Raw genomic sequence first — 17,971 nt, 5'->3', positions numbered from 1 at the left:
ATTTATATAGTGAAGTCCATGGATAGCTCAACGGGCCGCGGCCCCACCAAGGAGAAACCGATGGACGGCACTGGACAGATCATGGACTCGAAGAAGCGCTACACCGCCGGCGTGCTGAAATACGCCCAGATGGGCTACTGGGACGCCGACTACGTGCCGAAGGAAACCGACGTGCTGGCGGTGTTCCGCATCACCCCGCAAGACGGCGTCGACGCCATCGAAGCGGCCGCCGCGGTGGCGGGCGAATCGTCGACCGCCACCTGGACCGTGGTCTGGACCGACCGCCTGACCGCCTGCGACCAGTACCGCGCCAAGGCGTACCGGGTCGACCCGGTGCCCAACAATCCCGGCCAGTATTTCTGCTGGGTCGCCTACGACCTGTCGCTGTTCGAAGAAGGCTCGATCGCCAACGTCGCCGCGTCGATCATCGGCAACGTGTTCAGCTTCAAGCCGCTGAAGGCGGCGCGGCTGGAAGACATGAAGTTCCCGGTCGCCTTCATCAAGACATTCCCCGGCCCGCCGACCGGCATCATCGTCGAACGCGAACGGCTCGACAAGTTCGGCCGCCCGCTGCTGGGCGCGACCACCAAGCCGAAGCTGGGCCTGTCGGGGCGCAATTACGGCCGCGTGGTGTACGAGGGCCTCAAGGGCGGGCTCGACTTCATGAAGGACGACGAGAACATCAACTCGCAGCCTTTCATGCACTGGCGCGACCGCTTCCTGTTCGTCATGGAAGCGGTGCAGCGCGCCACGGCCGCCACCGGCGAAGTCAAGGGCCACTACCTGAACGTCACCGCCGGCACCATGGAGGAAATGTACCGCCGCGCCGAATTCGCCAGGGAGCTAGGCTCGGTCGTCGTGATGATCGACCTGGTGGTCGGCTGGACTGCAATCCAGTCGATGTCCTACTGGTGCCGCCAGAACGACATGATGCTGCACATGCACCGCGCCGGCCACGGCACCTACACCCGCCAGAAGAACCATGGCGTGTCGTTCCGCGTAATCGCCAAGTGGCTGCGCATGTGCGGCGTCGACCACCTGCACACCGGCACCGCGGTCGGCAAGCTCGAAGGCGACCCGATGACGGTGCAGGGCTACTACAACATCTGCCGCGACACGCAGACCAAAATGGACCTGCCGCGCGGGATCTTCTTCGACCAGGACTGGGGTTCGCTGCGCAAGGTGATGCCGGTCGCCTCCGGCGGCATCCACGCCGGCCAGATGCACCAGCTGCTCGACCTGTTCGGCGACGACGTCGTGCTGCAGTTCGGCGGCGGCACCATCGGCCATCCGCAGGGCATCCAGGCGGGCGCGGTGGCCAACCGGGTGGCGCTCGAAACGATGGTGCTGGCTCGCAACGAAGGGCGCGACATCAAGAACGAGGGGCCGGAAATCCTGCGCGAGGCCGCCAAATGGTGCACGCCGCTGAAGGCGGCGCTCGATACCTGGGGCGAGATCTCGTTTAACTATGCCTCGACCGACACCTCCGATTTCACCCCGACGGCGTCGGTTTCCTGACCGCCGGGCGGCGCCAACCCTATTCAAGAGGACACATCATGCGTATTACTCAAGGCACGTTTTCATTCCTGCCCGATCTGACCGACGCCCAGATCACCCGCCAGGTCGACTATTGCCTGGCCAAGGGCTGGGCGCTGGCGATCGAATATACCGACGACCCGCATCCGCGCAACACCTATTGGGAAATGTTCGGCCCGCCCATGTTCGACCTGCGCGACCCGGCCGGCATCATGGCCGAACTGGCCAGCTGCCGCGACACCTTCGCCAACTACTACATCCGCATGACGGCTTTCGATTCCAGCGCCGGCACCGAATCGATCGTGATGGCGTTCATCGTCAACCGCCCCAAGGTCGAGCCGGGCTTTCGGCTGGTGCGCCATGAAGTGGCCGGCCGCACGGTGCGCTACAGCGTCGAGAGCTACGCGGTGCAGGCGCAGCCGGAAGGCGCGCGCTACTAAGGCGCGGGGCGAACATCATGGACATCAGCGAGCTCCCCGCGCCAGCGCCTGGCAACCCGTTCGCCGCGGCATTGGCCGCCTCCGGCATCACCGGGCTGCTGGCGCAGCTCGACCGCGAGCTGATCGGCCTGGCGCCGGTCAAGCAGCGCATCGGCGACATCGCCGCCCTGCTGCTGGTCGACAAGCTGCGCGCCGAACGCGGCTTCGCGGCCGGCGCGCCCAGCCTGCACATGAGCTTTTCCGGCAACCCGGGCACCGGCAAGACCACCGTCGCGCTGCGCATGGCGGCCATCCTGCACAAGCTCGGCTACGTCCGCAAAGGCCACCTGGTGGCCGTCACCCGCGACGACCTGGTCGGCCAGTACATCGGCCACACGGCGCCGAAAACGCGCGAAGTGCTGAAGAAGGCGATGGGCGGGGTGCTGTTCATCGACGAGGCCTACTACCTGTACCGTCCCGAGAACGAACGCGATTACGGCCAGGAGGCGATCGAAATCCTGCTGCAGGTGATGGAAAACCAGCGCGACGACCTGGTCGTCATCCTCGCCGGCTACAAGGACCGGATGGACACCTTCTTCGCCTCCAATCCGGGCATGTCGTCGCGCATCGCGCATCACATCGATTTTCCCGATTACGGCGTCGCTGAACTGGGCCAGATCGCCGGCCTGATGTTAAGCACCATGCACTACCGCTTCGACGACGAGGCCGCGCGGGTGTTTACCGACTACCTGGAACGGCGCATGGCGCAGCCGCATTTCGCCAACGCGCGTAGCGTGCGCAACGCGCTCGACCGCGCCAGGCTGCGGCACGCCTCGCGCCTGATGGGCCAGCCCGACGCGCTGGCCGACGACGCCGCGCTGACGACCATCACCGCGCCAGACCTGCTGGCCAGCCGGGTATTTTCGCTTCCCGTCAGGGAGCAGGCGCCATGCTGAAAGCACTCATTTTCGATGTGGACGGCACTCTGGCCGATACCGAGAGCGCGCACCGGCAGGCGTTCAACGCCGCCTTCCGCGAGGTCGGCCTCGACTGGCATTGGCACGAGTCGCTGTACGCCAGCCTGCTCGACGTCACCGGCGGCAAGGAGCGGCTGCACTACTACTGGCGCCTGGTCGATCCGGACGAGGCGGACGGCCGCAAGGTCAAGGAGACCATCGCGGCGGTGCACGCCATCAAGACGCGCCATTACGACGCGCTGGCCGGCGCCGGCCAGCTGCCGCTGCGACCCGGCATCCTGCGCCTGATCCGCGAGGCCGAAGCGGCGCGCTTGCCGATCGCGATCGCCACCACCACCACGCCGGCCAACATCGACGCGCTGCTGCGCACCCCGCTGGGCAGCAACTGGCGCGCGCTGTTCGCCGCCGTGTGCGACGGCGCCACGGCCGGCCGCAAGAAACCGGCGCCGGATGTCTACCTGGCCACGCTGGCGGCGCTTGGACTGCCGGCTGCCGGCTGCATCGCGATCGAGGATTCGGAAAACGGCCTGCGCGCAGCCTGCGCGGCCGGCATCGCAACCGTTGTCACGCCGTCCGCCTACACGCGCGGTCACCAGTTCGGCGCCGCGCTGATGCAGTTGCCGCACCTGGGCGATCCGGACCAGCCGATCACGGTTCCCGGCCTTGACCAGCGCTGGGTCGACCTGGCGGCGCTGCGCCGCTGGCACTCCTGCACCCTTCCCGAGGCGGTGACATGAACACCCAGCCTGTTCGCATTGCGCCGTCGATCCTGTCGGCCGACTTCGCGCGGCTCGGCGACGAAGTGCGCGCCATCGAGGCGGCCGGCGCCGACCTGGTGCACGTCGACGTGATGGACAACCATTACGTCCCCAACCTCACCATCGGCCCGCTGGTGTGCGCGGCGATCCGCCCGCACGTCACGATCCCGCTCGACGTCCACCTGATGGTCGAACCGGTCGACGCGCTGATCCCGCTGTTCGTGCAGGCCGGCGCACGCATCATCACCTTCCACCCGGAGGCCAGCCGCCACGTCGACCGCACGCTGGCCATGATCCGCCAGCTCGGTTGCAAGGCCGGGCTGGCGCTCAACCCGGCGACCCCGCTGTCCGTGCTCGATCACGTGATGGACAAGCTCGACATGGTCCTGCTGATGAGCGTCAACCCCGGCTTCGGCGGCCAGCAATTCATTCCGGCGACCTTGCCGAAGCTGGCGGCGGCACGCGCGCGCATCGATGCCCACGTCGCCGGCGGCGGCCAGGACATCTGGCTGCAGGTCGACGGCGGCGTCAACGCGGACAACATTGGCGCCATACGCACCGCCGGCGCGGACACCTTCGTGGCCGGCAGCGCGGTGTTCGGCGCGCCCGACAACGACGGCGGCTACCGCGCCATCCTGCAGCGCCTGCGCGCGCACGCCGACACCCGATAACCCTTGCCTGGAGTTTGCCATGACAACGCCCCATCGCCTCACCCTGACCCAGTTCCTGATCGAAGAACGGCGCCGCTTCCCGGACGCCAGCGGCGATTTCAACAGCCTTATCCTGAACGTCGCGCTGGCCTGCAAGTCGATCGCGCGCAAGGTCGCCTGCGGCGCGCTGCTCGAAGGCGGCCACGGCGACGTCGGCGGCGCCGTCAACGTCCAGGGCGAAACCCAGAAAGAGATGGACGTCGTCAGCAACGAGGTCTTCCTGCAGGTGAACGAATGGTGCGGCTGCCTGGCCGGGATGGCCTCCGAAGAGATGGAATCGCCCTACCAGATTGCCGACTGCTACCCGAAGGGGAAATACCTGCTGGTGTTCGATCCGCTGGACGGCTCGTCCAACATCGACGTCAACGTCTCGGTCGGCAGCATCTTCTCGGTGCTGCGCGCGCCGATGGGCGAAGCGGCGGTCACCGAGCAGGATTTCCTCCAGGCCGGCGCCGGGCAAGTGGCCGCCGGCTATGCCGTCTATGGTCCGGCCACCATGCTGGTGCTCACCGTCGGCAATGGCGTCAACGGCTTCACGCTCGACGTCAACCTGGGCGAATTCATGCTCACGCATCCGGCCATGCAGGTACCGGCGGACACCAGCGAATTCGCCATCAATGCGTCCAACAGCCGCTTCTGGGAACCGCCCGTAAAGCGCTATGTCGACGAATGCCTGGCCGGCCGGACCGGAGTGCGCGGCAAGGATTTCAACATGCGCTGGATTGCCTCGATGGTGGCCGAGGCGCACCGCATCCTGATGCGCGGCGGCGTCTTCCTGTACCCGCGCGACAGCAAGGACGCCAGCAAGCCGGGGCGCCTGCGCCTGCTGTATGAAGCTAATCCGATCGGCTTCGTCATCGAGCAGGCCGGCGGGCGCGCCAGCACCGGGCGCCAGCCGGTGCTCGCAGTGCAGCCGTCCTCGCTGCACCAGCGCATCGGCCTGGTGTTCGGCTCGCGCCATGAGGTGGAGCGCATCGAGCGCTATCACAACGACCTGCAGCCGGTCGAGATGCCCAATCCGCTGTTTAATGAACGCAGCCTGTTCCGGATGCCTGCCTGATCAACCACTTCTGAAAGTTCATCATGTCCGAACGTCATCCGATCATCGCCATCACCGGCTCCTCGGGCGCTGGAACCACCTCCGTCACGCGCACGTTTGAAGCCATTTTTCGCCGTGAAAAAATCCAGTCCGTGATCATCGAAGGAGACAGTTTTCATCGCTACAATCGCAACGAAATGAAGGAAAAGCTGGCCGCCGCCGAACAGATCGGCGACATGCGCTTCAGCCATTTTGGACCGGACACCAACCTGTTCGCCGAGCTCGAAGCGCTGTTCCACAACTACGCGCGCAGCGGCACCGCCAGGCACCGCAAGTACCTGCACGATGACGAGGAAGCGGCGCCATACGCGCAGGATCCAGGCACCTTCACGCCCTGGGAGGACCTGCCGGGCGACACCGACCTGCTGTTTTACGAAGGCCTGCATGGCGGCGTCGTCAGCGACACGATCAACATCGCGCAGCATCCGGACCTGCTGATCGGCGTGGTACCGGTGATTAACCTGGAGTGGATCCAGAAGCTGTGGCGCGACAAATCGAAGCGCGGCTATTCGACCGAGGCGGTGACCGACACCATCCTGCGCCGCATGCCCGATTACGTGAACCATATCTGCCCGCAGTTCTCGCGCACCCATGTCAACTTCCAGCGCGTGCCGTGCGTCGATACCTCGAACCCCTTCATCGCACGCGAAATTCCGGCGCCCGACGAAAGCTTCGTGGTGATCCGCTTCGCCGACCCGAAAGGCATCGATTTCCAGTACCTGCTGAACATGGTGCCGGCCTCGTTCATGTCGCGCGCGAACACCATCGTGGTCCCGGGCGGGAAGATGGAACTGGCCATGCAGCTGATCTTCACGCCCTTCATCCTGCGCATGATGGAGCGCAAAAAGCGCGCCCTCGACAACTAAGGAAAGTACATCATGAACGCTGCCGATAAAACCGTGGTGGCCGGCGCCGCCACCGCCGACGCCCTGCGCTTCCTCGCCGCCGACGCCGTCCAGCAGGCGAAGTCCGGCCATCCGGGCGCACCGATGGGCATGGCCGAAATGGCCGACGTGCTGTGGCGGCGCCACTTGCGTCACAATCCGGCCGACCCGCACTGGCTTGACCGCGACCGTTTCGTGCTGTCGAACGGCCACGCGTCGATGCTGCTGTACTCCCTGCTGCACCTGACCGGCTACGACCTGCCGATCGGGCAGCTCAAGCAGTTCCGCCGGCTGCATGCGCGCACCCCGGGGCATCCGGAAGTGGGCCTGACGCCCGGTGTCGAAACCACCACCGGCCCGCTCGGCCAGGGCCTGGCCCATGCGGTCGGCATGGCGCTGGCAGAAAAAATGCTGGCGGCGAGCTTTAACCGGCCCGGCCACGACGTCATCGACCATCACACCTACGTGTTCGTCGGCGACGGCTGCCTGATGGAGGGCATCAGCCACGAAGTCTGTTCGCTGGCCGGAACCCTTGGGCTGGGCAAGCTGATCGTTTTCTATGACGACAACGGCATCTCGATCGACGGCGACGTCAAGGGCTGGTTCACCGACGACACGCCGCGGCGCTTCGCAGCCTACGGCTGGAATGTGATCGCCGCGGTCGACGGCCACGACGCCGCGGCGCTCGACCGCGCCATCATCGACGCCAGGTCGCAGCACGCGCGCCCGACCCTGATCTGCTGCAAGACCGTCATCGGCAATGGCGCGCCGACCAAGGCGGGCGGCCACGATGTGCACGGCGCCCCGCTCGGCGTCGATGAAATCGCCGCCATGCGCATCGAGCGGAAATGGAGCGCGGCGCCATTCGAGATACCGGCGCCAATCGCCGCCGCGTGGGATGCGCGCGCCGCCGGCCGCGCCAGCCAGGCCGCGTGGGGTGCACGCTTCGCCGCCTACCGCGCCGCATTCCCCGAACTGGCAGCCGAACTTGAACGCCGCAGCGCCGGCGCGCTGCCCGCCGGCCTGGCCGGACAGCTGGCGCAACTGGTGCGCGAACCGGGCGACCTGCACAACAAGGTGGCGACCCGCAAAGCCTCGCAGGTCGTGCTGGAGCACATCAGCCGGCAGCTGCCGGAATTTTTCGGCGGCTCGGCCGACCTGACCGGATCGAACCTGACCAATGTCAAGGCGTCAAGGCCGGTGCAGCGCGATGGCAGCGGCAATTACCTCAGCTACGGGGTGCGCGAATTCGGCATGGCCGCCATCATGAACGGCATCGCCCTGCACGGTGGCTATATCCCGTACGGCGGCACCTTCCTGACGTTCTCGGATTATTCCCGCAACGCCATCCGGATGGCGGCGCTGATGAAGCAGCGCGTGATCCATGTGCTCACGCACGACTCGATCGGCCTGGGCGAAGACGGGCCGACCCACCAGCCGGTGGAACACATGGCCAGCCTGCGCCTGATTCCGAACAACTGGCTGTGGCGCCCCTGCGACGGCGCCGAGACGGCCGTCGCCTGGCAGGCGGCGCTGCAGCGCGCCGATGGCCCGACCTGCCTGGTGCTGTCGCGCCAGGCGCTGGCGCCGTTCGGCCGCACCGCCGCGCAGCTCGGCGCCATCGCGCTGGGCGGCTATGTGCTGGTCGATTGCGCGCAACCGCATGTGGTGCTGATCGCGACCGGATCGGAGGTCGAAATCGCGGTGGCCGCGGCGCGGCAGCTGGCGCTCGAAGAGGTCGCAGTGCGGGTCGTGTCGATGCCCTGCGTCGAGACCTTTTATGCGCAGGACAAGGTATATCGCGAATCGGTGCTGCCGCCCGGCGTGCCGCGCGTGAGCGTCGAAGCCGGCGTTACCTGGTTCTGGCGTGCGGTGGTGGGCGAACGCGGCATGACGGTCGGTATCGACAGCTTCGGCGAGTCGGCCCCGGCCGAACAGCTGTATGCGCACTTCGACATCACCCCCGCGCGCGTGGCCGAATGCGCGCTCGCTGTCATCAGGGGCCGGTGATGGGCACCGGCGCACGGTCGGTCCTGATCGACCTCGATGGCACCCTGGTCGATACCGCGCCCGACATCGTCGAAGCGGCCGGCCGCATGGTGCAGGCGCTCGGCGCGGCGCCGCTGCCGTTCAAGACGGTCCGCGGCTTCATTGGCAACGGCGTGCCGACCCTGGTGCGGCGTGTGCTGGCGGCCAGCGCGATCGCGCCGGCAGTGGACGAGCAGCATGCGCAGCGCTTGTTCCATCGCCATTACGAGGATACCAACGGCCGCTTCGGCAAGGTGTTCCCGGGCGTGTTCGATGGCCTGGACGCTTTACTGGAGGCCGGCTACCGCCTCGGCTGCGTGACCAACAAGCCGCGCTCCCCCACTGGCGTGCTGCTGGCGATGACCGGCCTGGCGCCGTACTTCGAGGTGGTGGTGGCAGGCGACTCGATCGCGCAGATGAAACCGCACCCCGAGCCGCTGCTGCACGCCTGCCGCGAAATGGGCGCCGACCCCGCGCTGTGCGTGCTGGTTGGCGACTCCAGCGTCGATGTCGCTGCCGCGCTGGCCGCGCTCATGCCGGTCTTCGTCGTGCGTTACGGCTACCCCGGGCCTGACGGCCACGCCGGTATGCGCGGCGCGGTCTTCATCGACTCGCTGGCCGAGATGCCGGCGCTGCTCGCCGCGCCTGCCCGCTGCCAGCAAACCTGGCGTCGCCCCGCCACGGACCACTGATAGAGATTCCAACCACTTCCAAGGAGATCGCCATGTCGCTCGTATCGTTACGCCAATTGCTCGATCATGCAGCGGACCACCAATACGGTGTGCCTGCATTTAACGTCAATAACCTCGAACAGATCCTCGCCATCATGCAGGCAGCCGATGCCTGCGACAGCCCGGTGATCCTGCAGGCATCGGCCGGGGCGCGTAAATATGCCGGCGAAGCCTTCTTGCGCAAGATGGTGGAAGCGGCGGTGGAAACCTATCCGCACATCCCGATCTGCATGCACCAGGACCATGGCGGCAGTCCCGCGGTATGCCAGGCGTCGATCCGCTCGGGCTTTTCCAGCGTGATGATGGACGGCTCGCTGATGGAAGACATGAAGACACCATCGAGCTACGAGTACAACGTCGAGGTTACCCGCCAGGTGGCGTCGTTCGCCCATTCCGCCGGCGTCTCGGTCGAGGGTGAACTCGGCTGTCTCGGCTCGCTCGAATCGGGCCGGGCCGGCGAGGAGGATGGTTCGGGCGCCGAGGGCATCCTTTCGCACGAACAGATGCTGACCGATCCTGCCCAGGCGGCCGACTTCGTGCAGCGCACCGGCGTCGACGCGCTGGCGATTGCCATCGGCACCAGCCACGGCGCCTACAAGTTCAGCCGCAAGCCGACCGGTGACATTCTCGCCATCGGCCGGATCAAGCAAATCCATGCGCGCATCCCGAATACCCACCTGGTGATGCACGGTTCTTCGTCGGTGCCGCAGGAGTGGCTGGACATCATCCGGCAGTACGGCGGCGACATGAAGGAAACCTACGGCGTGCCGCTGGACGAAATCCTCGAAGGGATCCGGCACGGGGTGCGCAAGGTGAACATCGACACCGATATCCGGCTGGCGATGAGCGGGGCGATGCGCCGCAGCATGGCGATCAATCCGTCCGAATTCGACCCGCGCAAATTCTTCAGGGACGCCACGGCTGCGGCCAGGGACATCTGCCTGCTGCGCTTCGAGGCGTTCGGCTCGGCCGGCCAGGCAGCCAGCATCAAGGTGGTGCCGCTGGAACGGATGGCCGGGCGTTATCGCCAGGGCGAACTGGGCGCCGTGGCACGCTGAGCCGCGCGGATCGGCTCCCGCAGCCAGGGCGTTGCGGGATCCATTCAGCCAGCAGTTTCCTGTCCATCCGCGCCATTCGGTGACGTTCAATATACTGCGGCCGGGCGCCGCGCTTTTCCTGTCAGCTCCGATGGGGCGCCGGCGCTGACGCCATCGGTGAGACTCATCTGCCGCAGACGAGATATAGTTCGTCTGTCGAAATCAGCGGTGTTTCCATCCATGTCATCCCCATCCCGTCCCGTCATTCCTTTGCCGGAAGGCGACGAAGCCGAAACCGAGAACCTGCTGGTCGATGCGGCGCTGCAGGCCAAGGGCGTCCAGCTGGTCAAAATGGAAGGGCGCGTCTTCGTCCGCTTCACCGGCGTGGTCAGGCACAAGGACCTGCGCGTGCCCTACCAGCTGGTGCCGGCCCAGGGCGTGCTCGCCAAGCCAAGCAAATGGCGCAAGATGGATCCGGAGGCTCAGCGTGCGCTGGTGCTCGAACGCGCCGGCGCGGCCGCCATCGACGCCCTTCACGATAGCGCCGCCGCCTTCGTGCGCGAGATCTCCGACCTGGCCGACGACTGCGACTTCGATGCGATGACGTTCCTGCAGACGCTGGCCGAGCTGCAGACGTCCGACCCGGCCGAGCATGTGTACGACCGCATCCGCCAGCGCATCATCCACGCCGTCGAGCGCGAGCAGGAAGAGCGCCACGCCGCGCGCACCAAGCAAAGCATCAACCTGGCCGAGTATCCCGATTCGTTCGAGGTGGCCAGCCGCATGCCGCGCAAATTCATCGCGCTGCTGGGGCCCACCAATTCGGGCAAGACGCACCGCGCGATGGAAGCGCTGATGAAGGCGCCGAGCGGCGTCTACCTTGCTCCGTTGCGGTTGCTGGCGCTGGAAAACTTCGAGCGCATGCAGGCGGCGCGCCCGCACGGCAAGGAACTCAAGGTCAGCCTGGTCACCGGCGAAGAGCGCCGCCTGGCCGAAGGCGCCACCCACGTCGCCAGCACCGTCGAGATGCTCGATTCGCGCCGGCGCGTCGATGTCGCCGTGATCGACGAGATCCAGATGCTGTCGGACCGCGACCGCGGCGCCGCCTGGACCGCCGCCGTGTGCGGCGCGCCGGCGTCGGTGGTGTACCTGGTCGGCGCGCCGGAAGCGCGCCGCGCGGTCGAGGCGCTGGCCGAACGGCTCGAAGTGCCGCTCGAGGTGCACGTCCTCAAGCGCATGGCGCCGCTGGCGATGGAGCCGACCGCGGTGCGCAAGCTGCGCAACCTGCGCCGCGGCGACGCCGTCATCTGCTTTTCGCGCCGCGAGGTGCTGATGTGGCGCGACATGATCACCGAGATGGGCCTGTCGGTGGCAACCGTGTACGGCAACCTGTCGCCGGAAGTGCGGCGCGCCCAGGCCGAGCGCTTCCGCGACGGCTCGGCCGACATCGTGGTCGGCACCGACGCCCTGGCGATGGGCCTGAACATGCCGATCGCGCGCATCGTGATGACCACCGCGATCAAGTACAACGGCTACGAGGAAGAAGAGATTTCGGCCGCGCTGGCGCGCCAGATCGCCGGCCGTGCCGGCCGCTTCGGCGTGCACGAGGAAGGTTTCGTCGCCGGCTACGACGACGAGACGCACGAGGTCATGCGCGCGCTGCTGAAGGAAAAGCTGGCGCCGCTGTCGACCAGCGGTTTCGCCGTGGCGCCGTCGATCGAGAACCTGCACCGCATCGCCGCCGTCACCAACGAAACGTCGCTGGTCAAGCTGCTCAAGCGCTTCGTCCACAACATCGACGTGCCGGACGGCTTTTTCTACCCGCGCATCACCGAAGAACAGAACGAACGGGCGATCTGGCTCGACACCTTGACGCTGACGGTGGCCGAAAAATTCATGCTCTCGCTGGTGCCGATTTCGACCAAGGTGCCGTCGCTGCAGGGCGCGTGGGAGCACTGGGCGATGTCGCTGGCGAAAAAGCGCATCTGCAAGCTCGAGCCGGAAGGCGGCTCATTGCGCTATCTGAACCTGCAGGAGGTGGAAGACGCGTGCCGGCGCTATTCGGCCTACGCGTGGCTGGCTTACCGCCAGGCCGACTATTTTCCGAGCGTCGAAGTGGCGCAGGAACTGTCGCGCGCCGCCTCCGAGCGTGTCGATGCGATCCTGCAGGCGCAAAACGCGGCGGCGCGCAAGCAGCAGCGCGGCGCCGGCGCCGGCGCCGGCAGCGGCAGCGTGAAAAAACGCCGTTAAGTAACACCGGGGTCAGTGCCGGCAATCGCACACGAGCTCGACTTTGGCGCACCGCCCGCCTCGCGCTACGGATGGGGCCGTGTGCGATTGCCGGCACTGACCCCGGCGGGGATGACCGGCAACGCCAGGCCAAAAACGCCGTTAAATTACACCGGGGTCAGTGCCGACAATCGGACACGAGCTCTACTTTGGCTCGCATGCCCGCCTAGCGTTACGGATGTAAATTACACCGGGGTCAGTGCCGACAATCGGACACGAGCTCGACTTTGGCGCACGCCCGCCTAGCGTTACGGATGGGGCCGTGTGCGATTGCCGGCACTGACCCCGGCGGGGGAGACCCCGGCGGGGGAGCTAGCTGCTTGGCCAGGCGGACTGCATCGGCCCTGCCGGCATACCGGCCATAGTTCGGGATCACGCGATAGCCGCGCGCGCTGTAGAAACCGACCGCCCGGTGATTGACGATGCGCGTCTCGAGCCACGGCGCGCGGTAGCCCAGTGCCGTCGCTTCGCTTTCGAGGAACGCCAGCAGCGCGCTGCCGGTGCTCGGATTGCCGGGGCGGGCGTACATGCGCTTGATCTCGGCGACGCCATCGCCCAGCGGGCGTATCGCCGCGCAGCCGATGGGGTGGCCATCAGCGTCGCGCGCCACCACAAAGCGTGAGCGCGCCACACGGACGTCATCTGGGGCGAGCGAGGCGCGGCCACTGTCGCCGGTAATGGCAGCAAGCGCCGCCGACAATTCGTCCGTCAGCTCGATCGCATCGGGCGTGCCCGGGTCTTCCGCGCGGATGCTCGGCATCGCGGCGATCAGGCCACGCTCAGGTACAGGATCAGCAGCAGGTACATCACCAACACCGTCGCCGACACGCACAGCAGCGCCACCGTGCGCCACAGCGTGCTGCCAAAGCCAAGCGAATAGGCGCCGCGCAGCTGCAGAAACATGTGCAGCGGGGGCACCGCGAAAGCCAGCGTCGCCACTAGTGAATTCATGCCGGTCTTTTGCAGCAGCGTCAGCGTCACCACCAGCAGCGCCATGAACGACAGCGAGTACAGCGCGAAGACTGCATGGTCGTACATCGTCACGCCACGCTTCCAGAAGAACATCAGCCACAAGAACGGCAGCGAGATCGGCACCAGCAAAAACGAAAACTTCGAAGCCGCGTTCCTGATTTTGTAGATCGTGAATTCAGGATTCTTGATCGCCTGCCGGATCGTCGCATCGAGTTTCGGATGGCCGGTGTCGACTTTGGTCTCGCTCTTGTGCACATGGGTTGCGCCCGCTCGCACATCCTCGGTGCCGGCAATGGCAGCATTGATTGCGTGTAGCGCTGTCTCTTCCTCGCCAAGCTCGGAACGCGCCTTGTCGGCGTCGGCCTGCGCGGCGCCGGCGTTGTCCCCCTGCTCGCGCGCGGCAGCGAGCTTGGCCTCGGCTTTCGCCAGCTTCGCCTTGGCCTTGAAGATATCCTTTTCCAGGCCTGCCGTGGCGCCGGACACCTCCGCCGGCACGCCGTTCATGGTGCTGTTACTAAGGCTCGAGACGACGAAGAACATGAAAAACACCATGAACAAAAACAGCGCCAGCGGCGAGACGTAGCGCGTGCGCTTGCCCTGAACGTAGTCGCGCGTCAGCTTGCCCGGCTTGGCCACCAGCAGCGGCAAGGTGTGCCAGGCCTTGGTGTCGAAATGCAGCAGGCCATGCAGGAATTCTTCGCCGAGATGCAGCAGCGAGCGGTGCACATGGTCGCGCTGGCCGCAGGCGTGGCAAAAGCTGCCGGTCAGCGCCGTCTGGCAGTTGGCGCAGTTGCCGTGCGCCGGCTTGCCGGCGATGGCGGCGCCTTCGCGTTCGATTTCTCCGGCGGCCAGGGTAGCGGTGACCAGTGCGCCCGCAGGCTCGAATTCAAGTTGCATGGATTTCCCCGAACGTTAGCCGATTAAATGTTTCCAATGGTAAATAGTATCATTTCCTCATTGAAAAATATTGTTGTGGTTTTTCAGCGGTCGTCTTTTCCGTGCAGCGTGAAATTCCCATAAGATGACGGACGCACTGAAAGCATCGAACAAAGGACCGTCATGAAAACCAAGGAAGTAACGATCGAGCAGTTGAACAAGATCGGCGAAGGCCGTTTTCCGGGCTACCTCGGCATCGAGATCACCCGCGTCGGCGAAGGCGAAATAGCCGCGCGCATGGACGTCAAGCCGCATCACCTGGCGCCGAACGGCTTCCTGCACGCCGGCAGCGTCGTCACGCTGGCCGATACCGCCTGCGGCTACGCCTGCCGCGTCAACCTGCCGGAAGGGGCCGACAACTTCACCACCATCGAACTGAAGTCGAACCACCTCGGCACCGCGCGCGACGGCGCCATCGAGGTAGTGGCCAAAGCTGCGCACCTGGGCCGCACCACGCAGGTGTGGGATGCGGTCGTGACCAACGCCGCCAACGGCAAGACCATCGCCATCTTCCGATGCACGCAGATGGTTCTATATCCAAAATAGAACGCCATGAACATCACCCGCACATGGTTTTCCGCCATCGCCGCCGGCGCCTTGCTGGCGCTCGCATCGCTCGCACCGGTCCATGCGGCCGACGACGTCACTTACCGCGGCCTCGGCGGCCAGCAGGGCATCAAGAACATCGTCGCCACCTTGATCCCGCTGATCAAGGCCGACCCGCGCATCAAGGAGTCGTTCGTCGACACCGACATGAAGAATCTGGCGATGCGCCTCGAAGAGCAGTTCTGCGCGCTGACCGGCGGGCCGTGCGTCTACGAGGGCGAGGATATGAACGACGTCCACCGCGGCCTGAAAGTGACCAACGCCCAGTTCAACGCGCTGGCCGAAGACCTGCAGATCGCGATGGAACGCAACGGCGTGCCGTCGCACGTACAGAACAAGCTGGTGGCAAAATTAGCGCCGATGCAACGCGCGATTGTGACCAAATAAGCGCATCGTCCAAATAAATCTTTGTTGGCTAAGGGCAATTGTATAAACTAGACGAGGTCACCTTCAGGAGATCCGATGCCCCCGATTTTTGGCCATGCCGTACAGCGTTTCGCGCTGCTGCTGGCGGCAAGTTTGAGCACCGGCGCCGCGCTGGCGCAAGTTACGCCGGACATGGGCAAGCTGACCGCCACCGGCGGCGTCAGCCAGCTTGAAGGCGCGGGCGGTGGCGGCTTGACGCCGTGGGCGCTGATCGGCGGCTACGGCTCGCGCGACAGCTGGGGCGCCAACGCCTACTACACGCGCGTGACGACCCAGGACTATTCGCTCGACACCTACGGCGTTGCGGTCGGCCTGTTCGACCGCGTCGAGCTGTCGCTGGCGACGCAGGATTTCCGCGGCTCCCTGGCGCCGCTGAACGACCTGCGCATCAAGCAGGATATCTTTGGCGTCAAGGTCAAGCTGATCGGCGACGCGGTGTACGACCAGGACAGCGCGCTGCCGCAGGTTGCCCTCGGCGTCATGGCCAAGCGCAACAAGGGCATCGGCGGCCTCGGCGCGCTCGGCGTCACCAAGGTCACCCAGCTCGGCGCCAAGGACGACAACGGCGTCGACTACTACGTCGCGGCCACCAAGATTCTGCTCGACCACAGCCTGCTGCTGAACGGCACGCTGCGGGCGACCAAGGCCAACCAGATGGGACTGCTCGGTTTCGGCGGCGACAAGGGCGACAGCTACGAGGCCAGGCTCGAGGTGTCGGCGGCGTACATGATCAGCCGCAAACTGGTGGCCGGCGTCGAATACCGCATGAAGCCGCGCAACCTGGGGGCCGACAACGAGAAGGCGTATTACGACGCCTTCGTCGCCTGGTTCCCGAGCAAGCACGTGTCGGTGACGGCGGCGTACGCGGTGCTGGGCGATATCACGGTGTTCAATCCAGTGCGCCAGCGCGGCATGTACCTGTCGGTGCAGGCCGGCTTCTGATAATCAAGGCTGGATCAGCGCGGCGCGCGCGCCGGCCAGCACCGCGCGGCTGAGACGGTCGAGCAGCCCTGCCGCGGCGCGGGCGTGCTGCCAGTGCAGCGCAATGTCGAGCGGGGTGCCCGGCACCAGCTCGACCAGCGAGCCATCCTCCAGATGCTGCGCCACCAGCGGGCGCGCATGCAGCCCCCATCCCATTCCCGCCACTGCCGCGCCGACAAACGCCTGCGGTGAAGGCAAGGTATGGCGCGGAATCTCCACATGCCGATGGCACAGGCGCTGTACCCAGCGTGCCTGCAGCGCGTCCTTCGGGCTGAACACGAGGCTCGGCGCCCTCGCCAGCGTGGCGGCGCCGACGCCCTCGGCAAAATAGCGCTGTACGAACGCCGGGCTGGCGGCCGCCAGGTAGCGCATCGATCCGAGCGGATGGCTGTCGCAGCCGGGCGCAGGGCGCGCGACGGTGGTCACCGCGGCCAGCACGGCGCCGCTGCGCAGCCACTCGGCGGTATGGGTCTCGTCGTCGACCGCCACCTCCATCAAGACAGGGTTCTCCGCGGCGAAGGCCATCATGGCCGGCGCCAGCCAGGTGGCCAGGCTGTCGGCATTGACCGCGATGGGCAGCGCCACGCGCGCAAGGCCTTGCGGCGCCAGCGCCGGCAGCGCTTCCTGCAAATCCTGCTCCAGCAGTTGCACGCGGTCGACGTGCTGGCACAGGCGGCGCCCGGTTTCGGTGGCGCGGCAAGGCTGGTCGCGCACCACGAGCGGACAGCCCATCTGCTCTTCCAGCAGCCGGATACGCTGCGACACCGCCGATGGCGTCACGCTGAGCGCGCGGGCGGCGCCCTCGAAGCTGCCCTCCCGGATCACCGAACACAATGCGGACAGGGCGGCGTAGTTCAGCATAAGGTTGTCTAATGTGGATGAAGTAAAGGTAGTTTGCCTTAATCGGCCCTGAGCGGCAAGATCGAGGCATGACTACTTCAACCGCCATCGCTCCGTTTGTCTCCGCCGTCTTTGCGCAGGGTTACGCCCTGGGCCTGGGCCTCATCGTTGCGATCGGATCGCAGAACGCCTTCGTGCTGCGCCAGGGACTGCGGCGCGAACACGTCGGCCTCGTCGTGCTGTTTTGCGCGCTGGCCGATGCGGCGCTGTTGACCGCCGGCGTAATGGGCATGGCGCAGGCGCTCGGCGACAGTCCGCGCCTTGCGCGCCTGCTGGCGCTGGCCGGCGCTGTTTTCCTGGCGGTGTACGGATGGCAGGCGCTGCGCCGCGCGCAACAGCCGGGCCAGTTGAATGCGTCGGACAGTGGCGCCGGCATGGGCCGCGGCGCCGTGCTGGCGCAGGCCGCGGCCTTCACGCTGCTCAATCCCCACGTTTATCTGGACACGGTTCTGCTGGTCGGCGGCATCGGCGCTCAGCAGCCGGCGGTGATGCGCGGCTGGTTCATCGCCGGCGCGAGTTTCGCGAGCCTGTGCTGGTTCATGCTGCTGGGGTTCGGGTCGCGCTGGCTGGCGCCATGGTTTGCGCGGCCGGCGGCCTGGCGCATCCTCGATGGCGTGATCAGCGTGACGATGTTCGTCATGGCCGCGCTACTGCTGCTGCGGCACGTGTTTTGATGCGGATC

Annotated in this window: 18 protein-coding genes; 15 read left to right on the top strand and 3 right to left on the bottom strand. The window is 66.3% G+C overall.

The window, feature by feature from the left end:
* The first annotated feature begins 60 nt into the window (after positions 1-60).
* The 11 genes from CR105_RS01205 to CR105_RS01155 all read left to right on the top strand — a co-directional run bounded on the left by CR105_RS01205 (position 61) and on the right by CR105_RS01155 (position 12,429).
* On the top strand, positions 61-1,518 hold the full coding sequence (locus CR105_RS01205) for a form I ribulose bisphosphate carboxylase large subunit (RefSeq protein WP_099786602.1): 1,458 nt from the start codon (positions 61-63) through the stop codon (positions 1,516-1,518).
* Positions 1,519-1,556: 38 nt separating this feature from the next.
* Positions 1,557-1,976: a ribulose bisphosphate carboxylase small subunit gene (locus tag CR105_RS01200; RefSeq protein ID WP_099786601.1), complete on the top strand. Its 420-nt coding sequence runs from the start codon at positions 1,557-1,559 to the stop codon at positions 1,974-1,976.
* A 17-nt stretch (positions 1,977-1,993) separates the two neighbouring features.
* The gene (cbbX, locus tag CR105_RS01195) at positions 1,994-2,911 is read left to right on the top strand and encodes a CbbX protein (protein WP_099786600.1); all 918 of its coding nucleotides are present in this window, start codon (positions 1,994-1,996) and stop codon (positions 2,909-2,911) included.
* On the top strand, positions 2,908-3,669 hold the full coding sequence (locus CR105_RS01190) for an HAD family hydrolase (RefSeq protein ID WP_099786897.1): 762 nt from the start codon (positions 2,908-2,910) through the stop codon (positions 3,667-3,669). The genes cbbX and CR105_RS01190 overlap by 4 nt, the downstream gene beginning before the upstream one ends.
* Complete coding sequence (rpe, locus tag CR105_RS01185; protein ID WP_099786599.1) at positions 3,666-4,361, top strand: ribulose-phosphate 3-epimerase; 696 nt, start codon at positions 3,666-3,668, stop codon at positions 4,359-4,361. Before CR105_RS01190 ends, rpe begins: the two co-directional genes overlap by 4 nt.
* Positions 4,362-4,380: 19 nt before the next feature.
* Positions 4,381-5,460, top strand: a complete 1,080-nt coding sequence (locus CR105_RS01180; RefSeq protein ID WP_099786598.1) for a class 1 fructose-bisphosphatase — start codon at positions 4,381-4,383, stop codon at positions 5,458-5,460.
* Positions 5,461-5,483: 23 nt separating this feature from the next.
* Positions 5,484-6,365 (top strand): phosphoribulokinase, encoded by an 882-nt coding sequence (locus CR105_RS01175; protein WP_099786597.1) that lies wholly within the window; start codon positions 5,484-5,486, stop codon positions 6,363-6,365.
* A 12-nt stretch (positions 6,366-6,377) separates the two neighbouring features.
* The gene (gene tkt, locus CR105_RS01170; RefSeq protein WP_099786596.1) at positions 6,378-8,393 is read left to right on the top strand and encodes a transketolase; all 2,016 of its coding nucleotides are present in this window, start codon (positions 6,378-6,380) and stop codon (positions 8,391-8,393) included.
* Positions 8,393-9,103, top strand: coding sequence for a phosphoglycolate phosphatase (gph, locus tag CR105_RS01165; protein ID WP_099786595.1), 711 nt, complete (start codon positions 8,393-8,395; stop codon positions 9,101-9,103). Before tkt ends, gph begins: the two co-directional genes overlap by 1 nt.
* A gap of 32 nt (positions 9,104-9,135) precedes the next feature.
* Positions 9,136-10,200, top strand: coding sequence for a class II fructose-bisphosphate aldolase (fba, locus tag CR105_RS01160; RefSeq protein WP_099786594.1), 1,065 nt, complete (start codon positions 9,136-9,138; stop codon positions 10,198-10,200).
* Between the two features lie 219 nt (positions 10,201-10,419).
* The gene (locus CR105_RS01155; RefSeq protein WP_099786593.1) at positions 10,420-12,429 is read left to right on the top strand and encodes a helicase-related protein; all 2,010 of its coding nucleotides are present in this window, start codon (positions 10,420-10,422) and stop codon (positions 12,427-12,429) included.
* A gap of 235 nt (positions 12,430-12,664) precedes the next feature.
* Here CR105_RS01155 and CR105_RS01150 read toward each other — a convergent pair whose 3' ends face one another.
* Positions 12,665-13,228 carry a GNAT family N-acetyltransferase gene (locus CR105_RS01150; RefSeq protein WP_099786592.1) on the bottom strand — a complete coding sequence of 188 codons (564 nt, stop codon included), beginning with the start codon at positions 13,226-13,228 and terminating at the stop codon, positions 12,665-12,667.
* Positions 13,229-13,236: 8 nt separating this feature from the next.
* Complete coding sequence (locus CR105_RS01145; RefSeq protein WP_099786591.1) at positions 13,237-14,337, bottom strand: DUF3667 domain-containing protein; 1,101 nt, start codon at positions 14,335-14,337, stop codon at positions 13,237-13,239.
* Between the two features lie 162 nt (positions 14,338-14,499).
* Here CR105_RS01145 and CR105_RS01140 point away from each other — a divergent pair, with 162 nt between their 5' ends.
* The 3 genes from CR105_RS01140 (at position 14,500) to CR105_RS01130 (ending at position 16,350) form a co-directional block, all read left to right on the top strand.
* Positions 14,500-14,922, top strand: coding sequence for a PaaI family thioesterase (locus tag CR105_RS01140; protein WP_099786590.1), 423 nt, complete (start codon positions 14,500-14,502; stop codon positions 14,920-14,922).
* Positions 14,923-14,928: 6 nt separating this feature from the next.
* Positions 14,929-15,369, top strand: a complete 441-nt coding sequence (locus CR105_RS01135) for a group I truncated hemoglobin (protein ID WP_099786589.1) — start codon at positions 14,929-14,931, stop codon at positions 15,367-15,369.
* Between the two features lie 75 nt (positions 15,370-15,444).
* Positions 15,445-16,350 carry a DUF3034 family protein gene (locus tag CR105_RS01130; RefSeq protein ID WP_099786588.1) on the top strand — a complete coding sequence of 302 codons (906 nt, stop codon included), beginning with the start codon at positions 15,445-15,447 and terminating at the stop codon, positions 16,348-16,350.
* Positions 16,351-16,353: 3 nt separating this feature from the next.
* On the opposite strand, the gene CR105_RS01125 is transcribed toward CR105_RS01130, so the two are convergent.
* A complete protein-coding gene (locus CR105_RS01125; RefSeq protein WP_099786587.1) occupies positions 16,354-17,250 on the bottom strand; it encodes a LysR family transcriptional regulator ArgP in 897 nt (298 codons plus the stop codon).
* A 68-nt stretch (positions 17,251-17,318) separates the two neighbouring features.
* Here CR105_RS01125 and CR105_RS01120 point away from each other — a divergent pair, with 68 nt between their 5' ends.
* The gene (locus CR105_RS01120; RefSeq protein ID WP_099786586.1) at positions 17,319-17,963 is read left to right on the top strand and encodes a LysE/ArgO family amino acid transporter; all 645 of its coding nucleotides are present in this window, start codon (positions 17,319-17,321) and stop codon (positions 17,961-17,963) included.
* Positions 17,964-17,971 lie beyond the last annotated feature (8 nt).

It is taken from the genome of Massilia eurypsychrophila, from assembly GCF_002760655.1.
Lineage (GTDB): Bacteria > Pseudomonadota > Gammaproteobacteria > Burkholderiales > Burkholderiaceae_D > JAFCUW01.
This window is presented reverse-complemented; position numbering and strand designations above follow the sequence as displayed.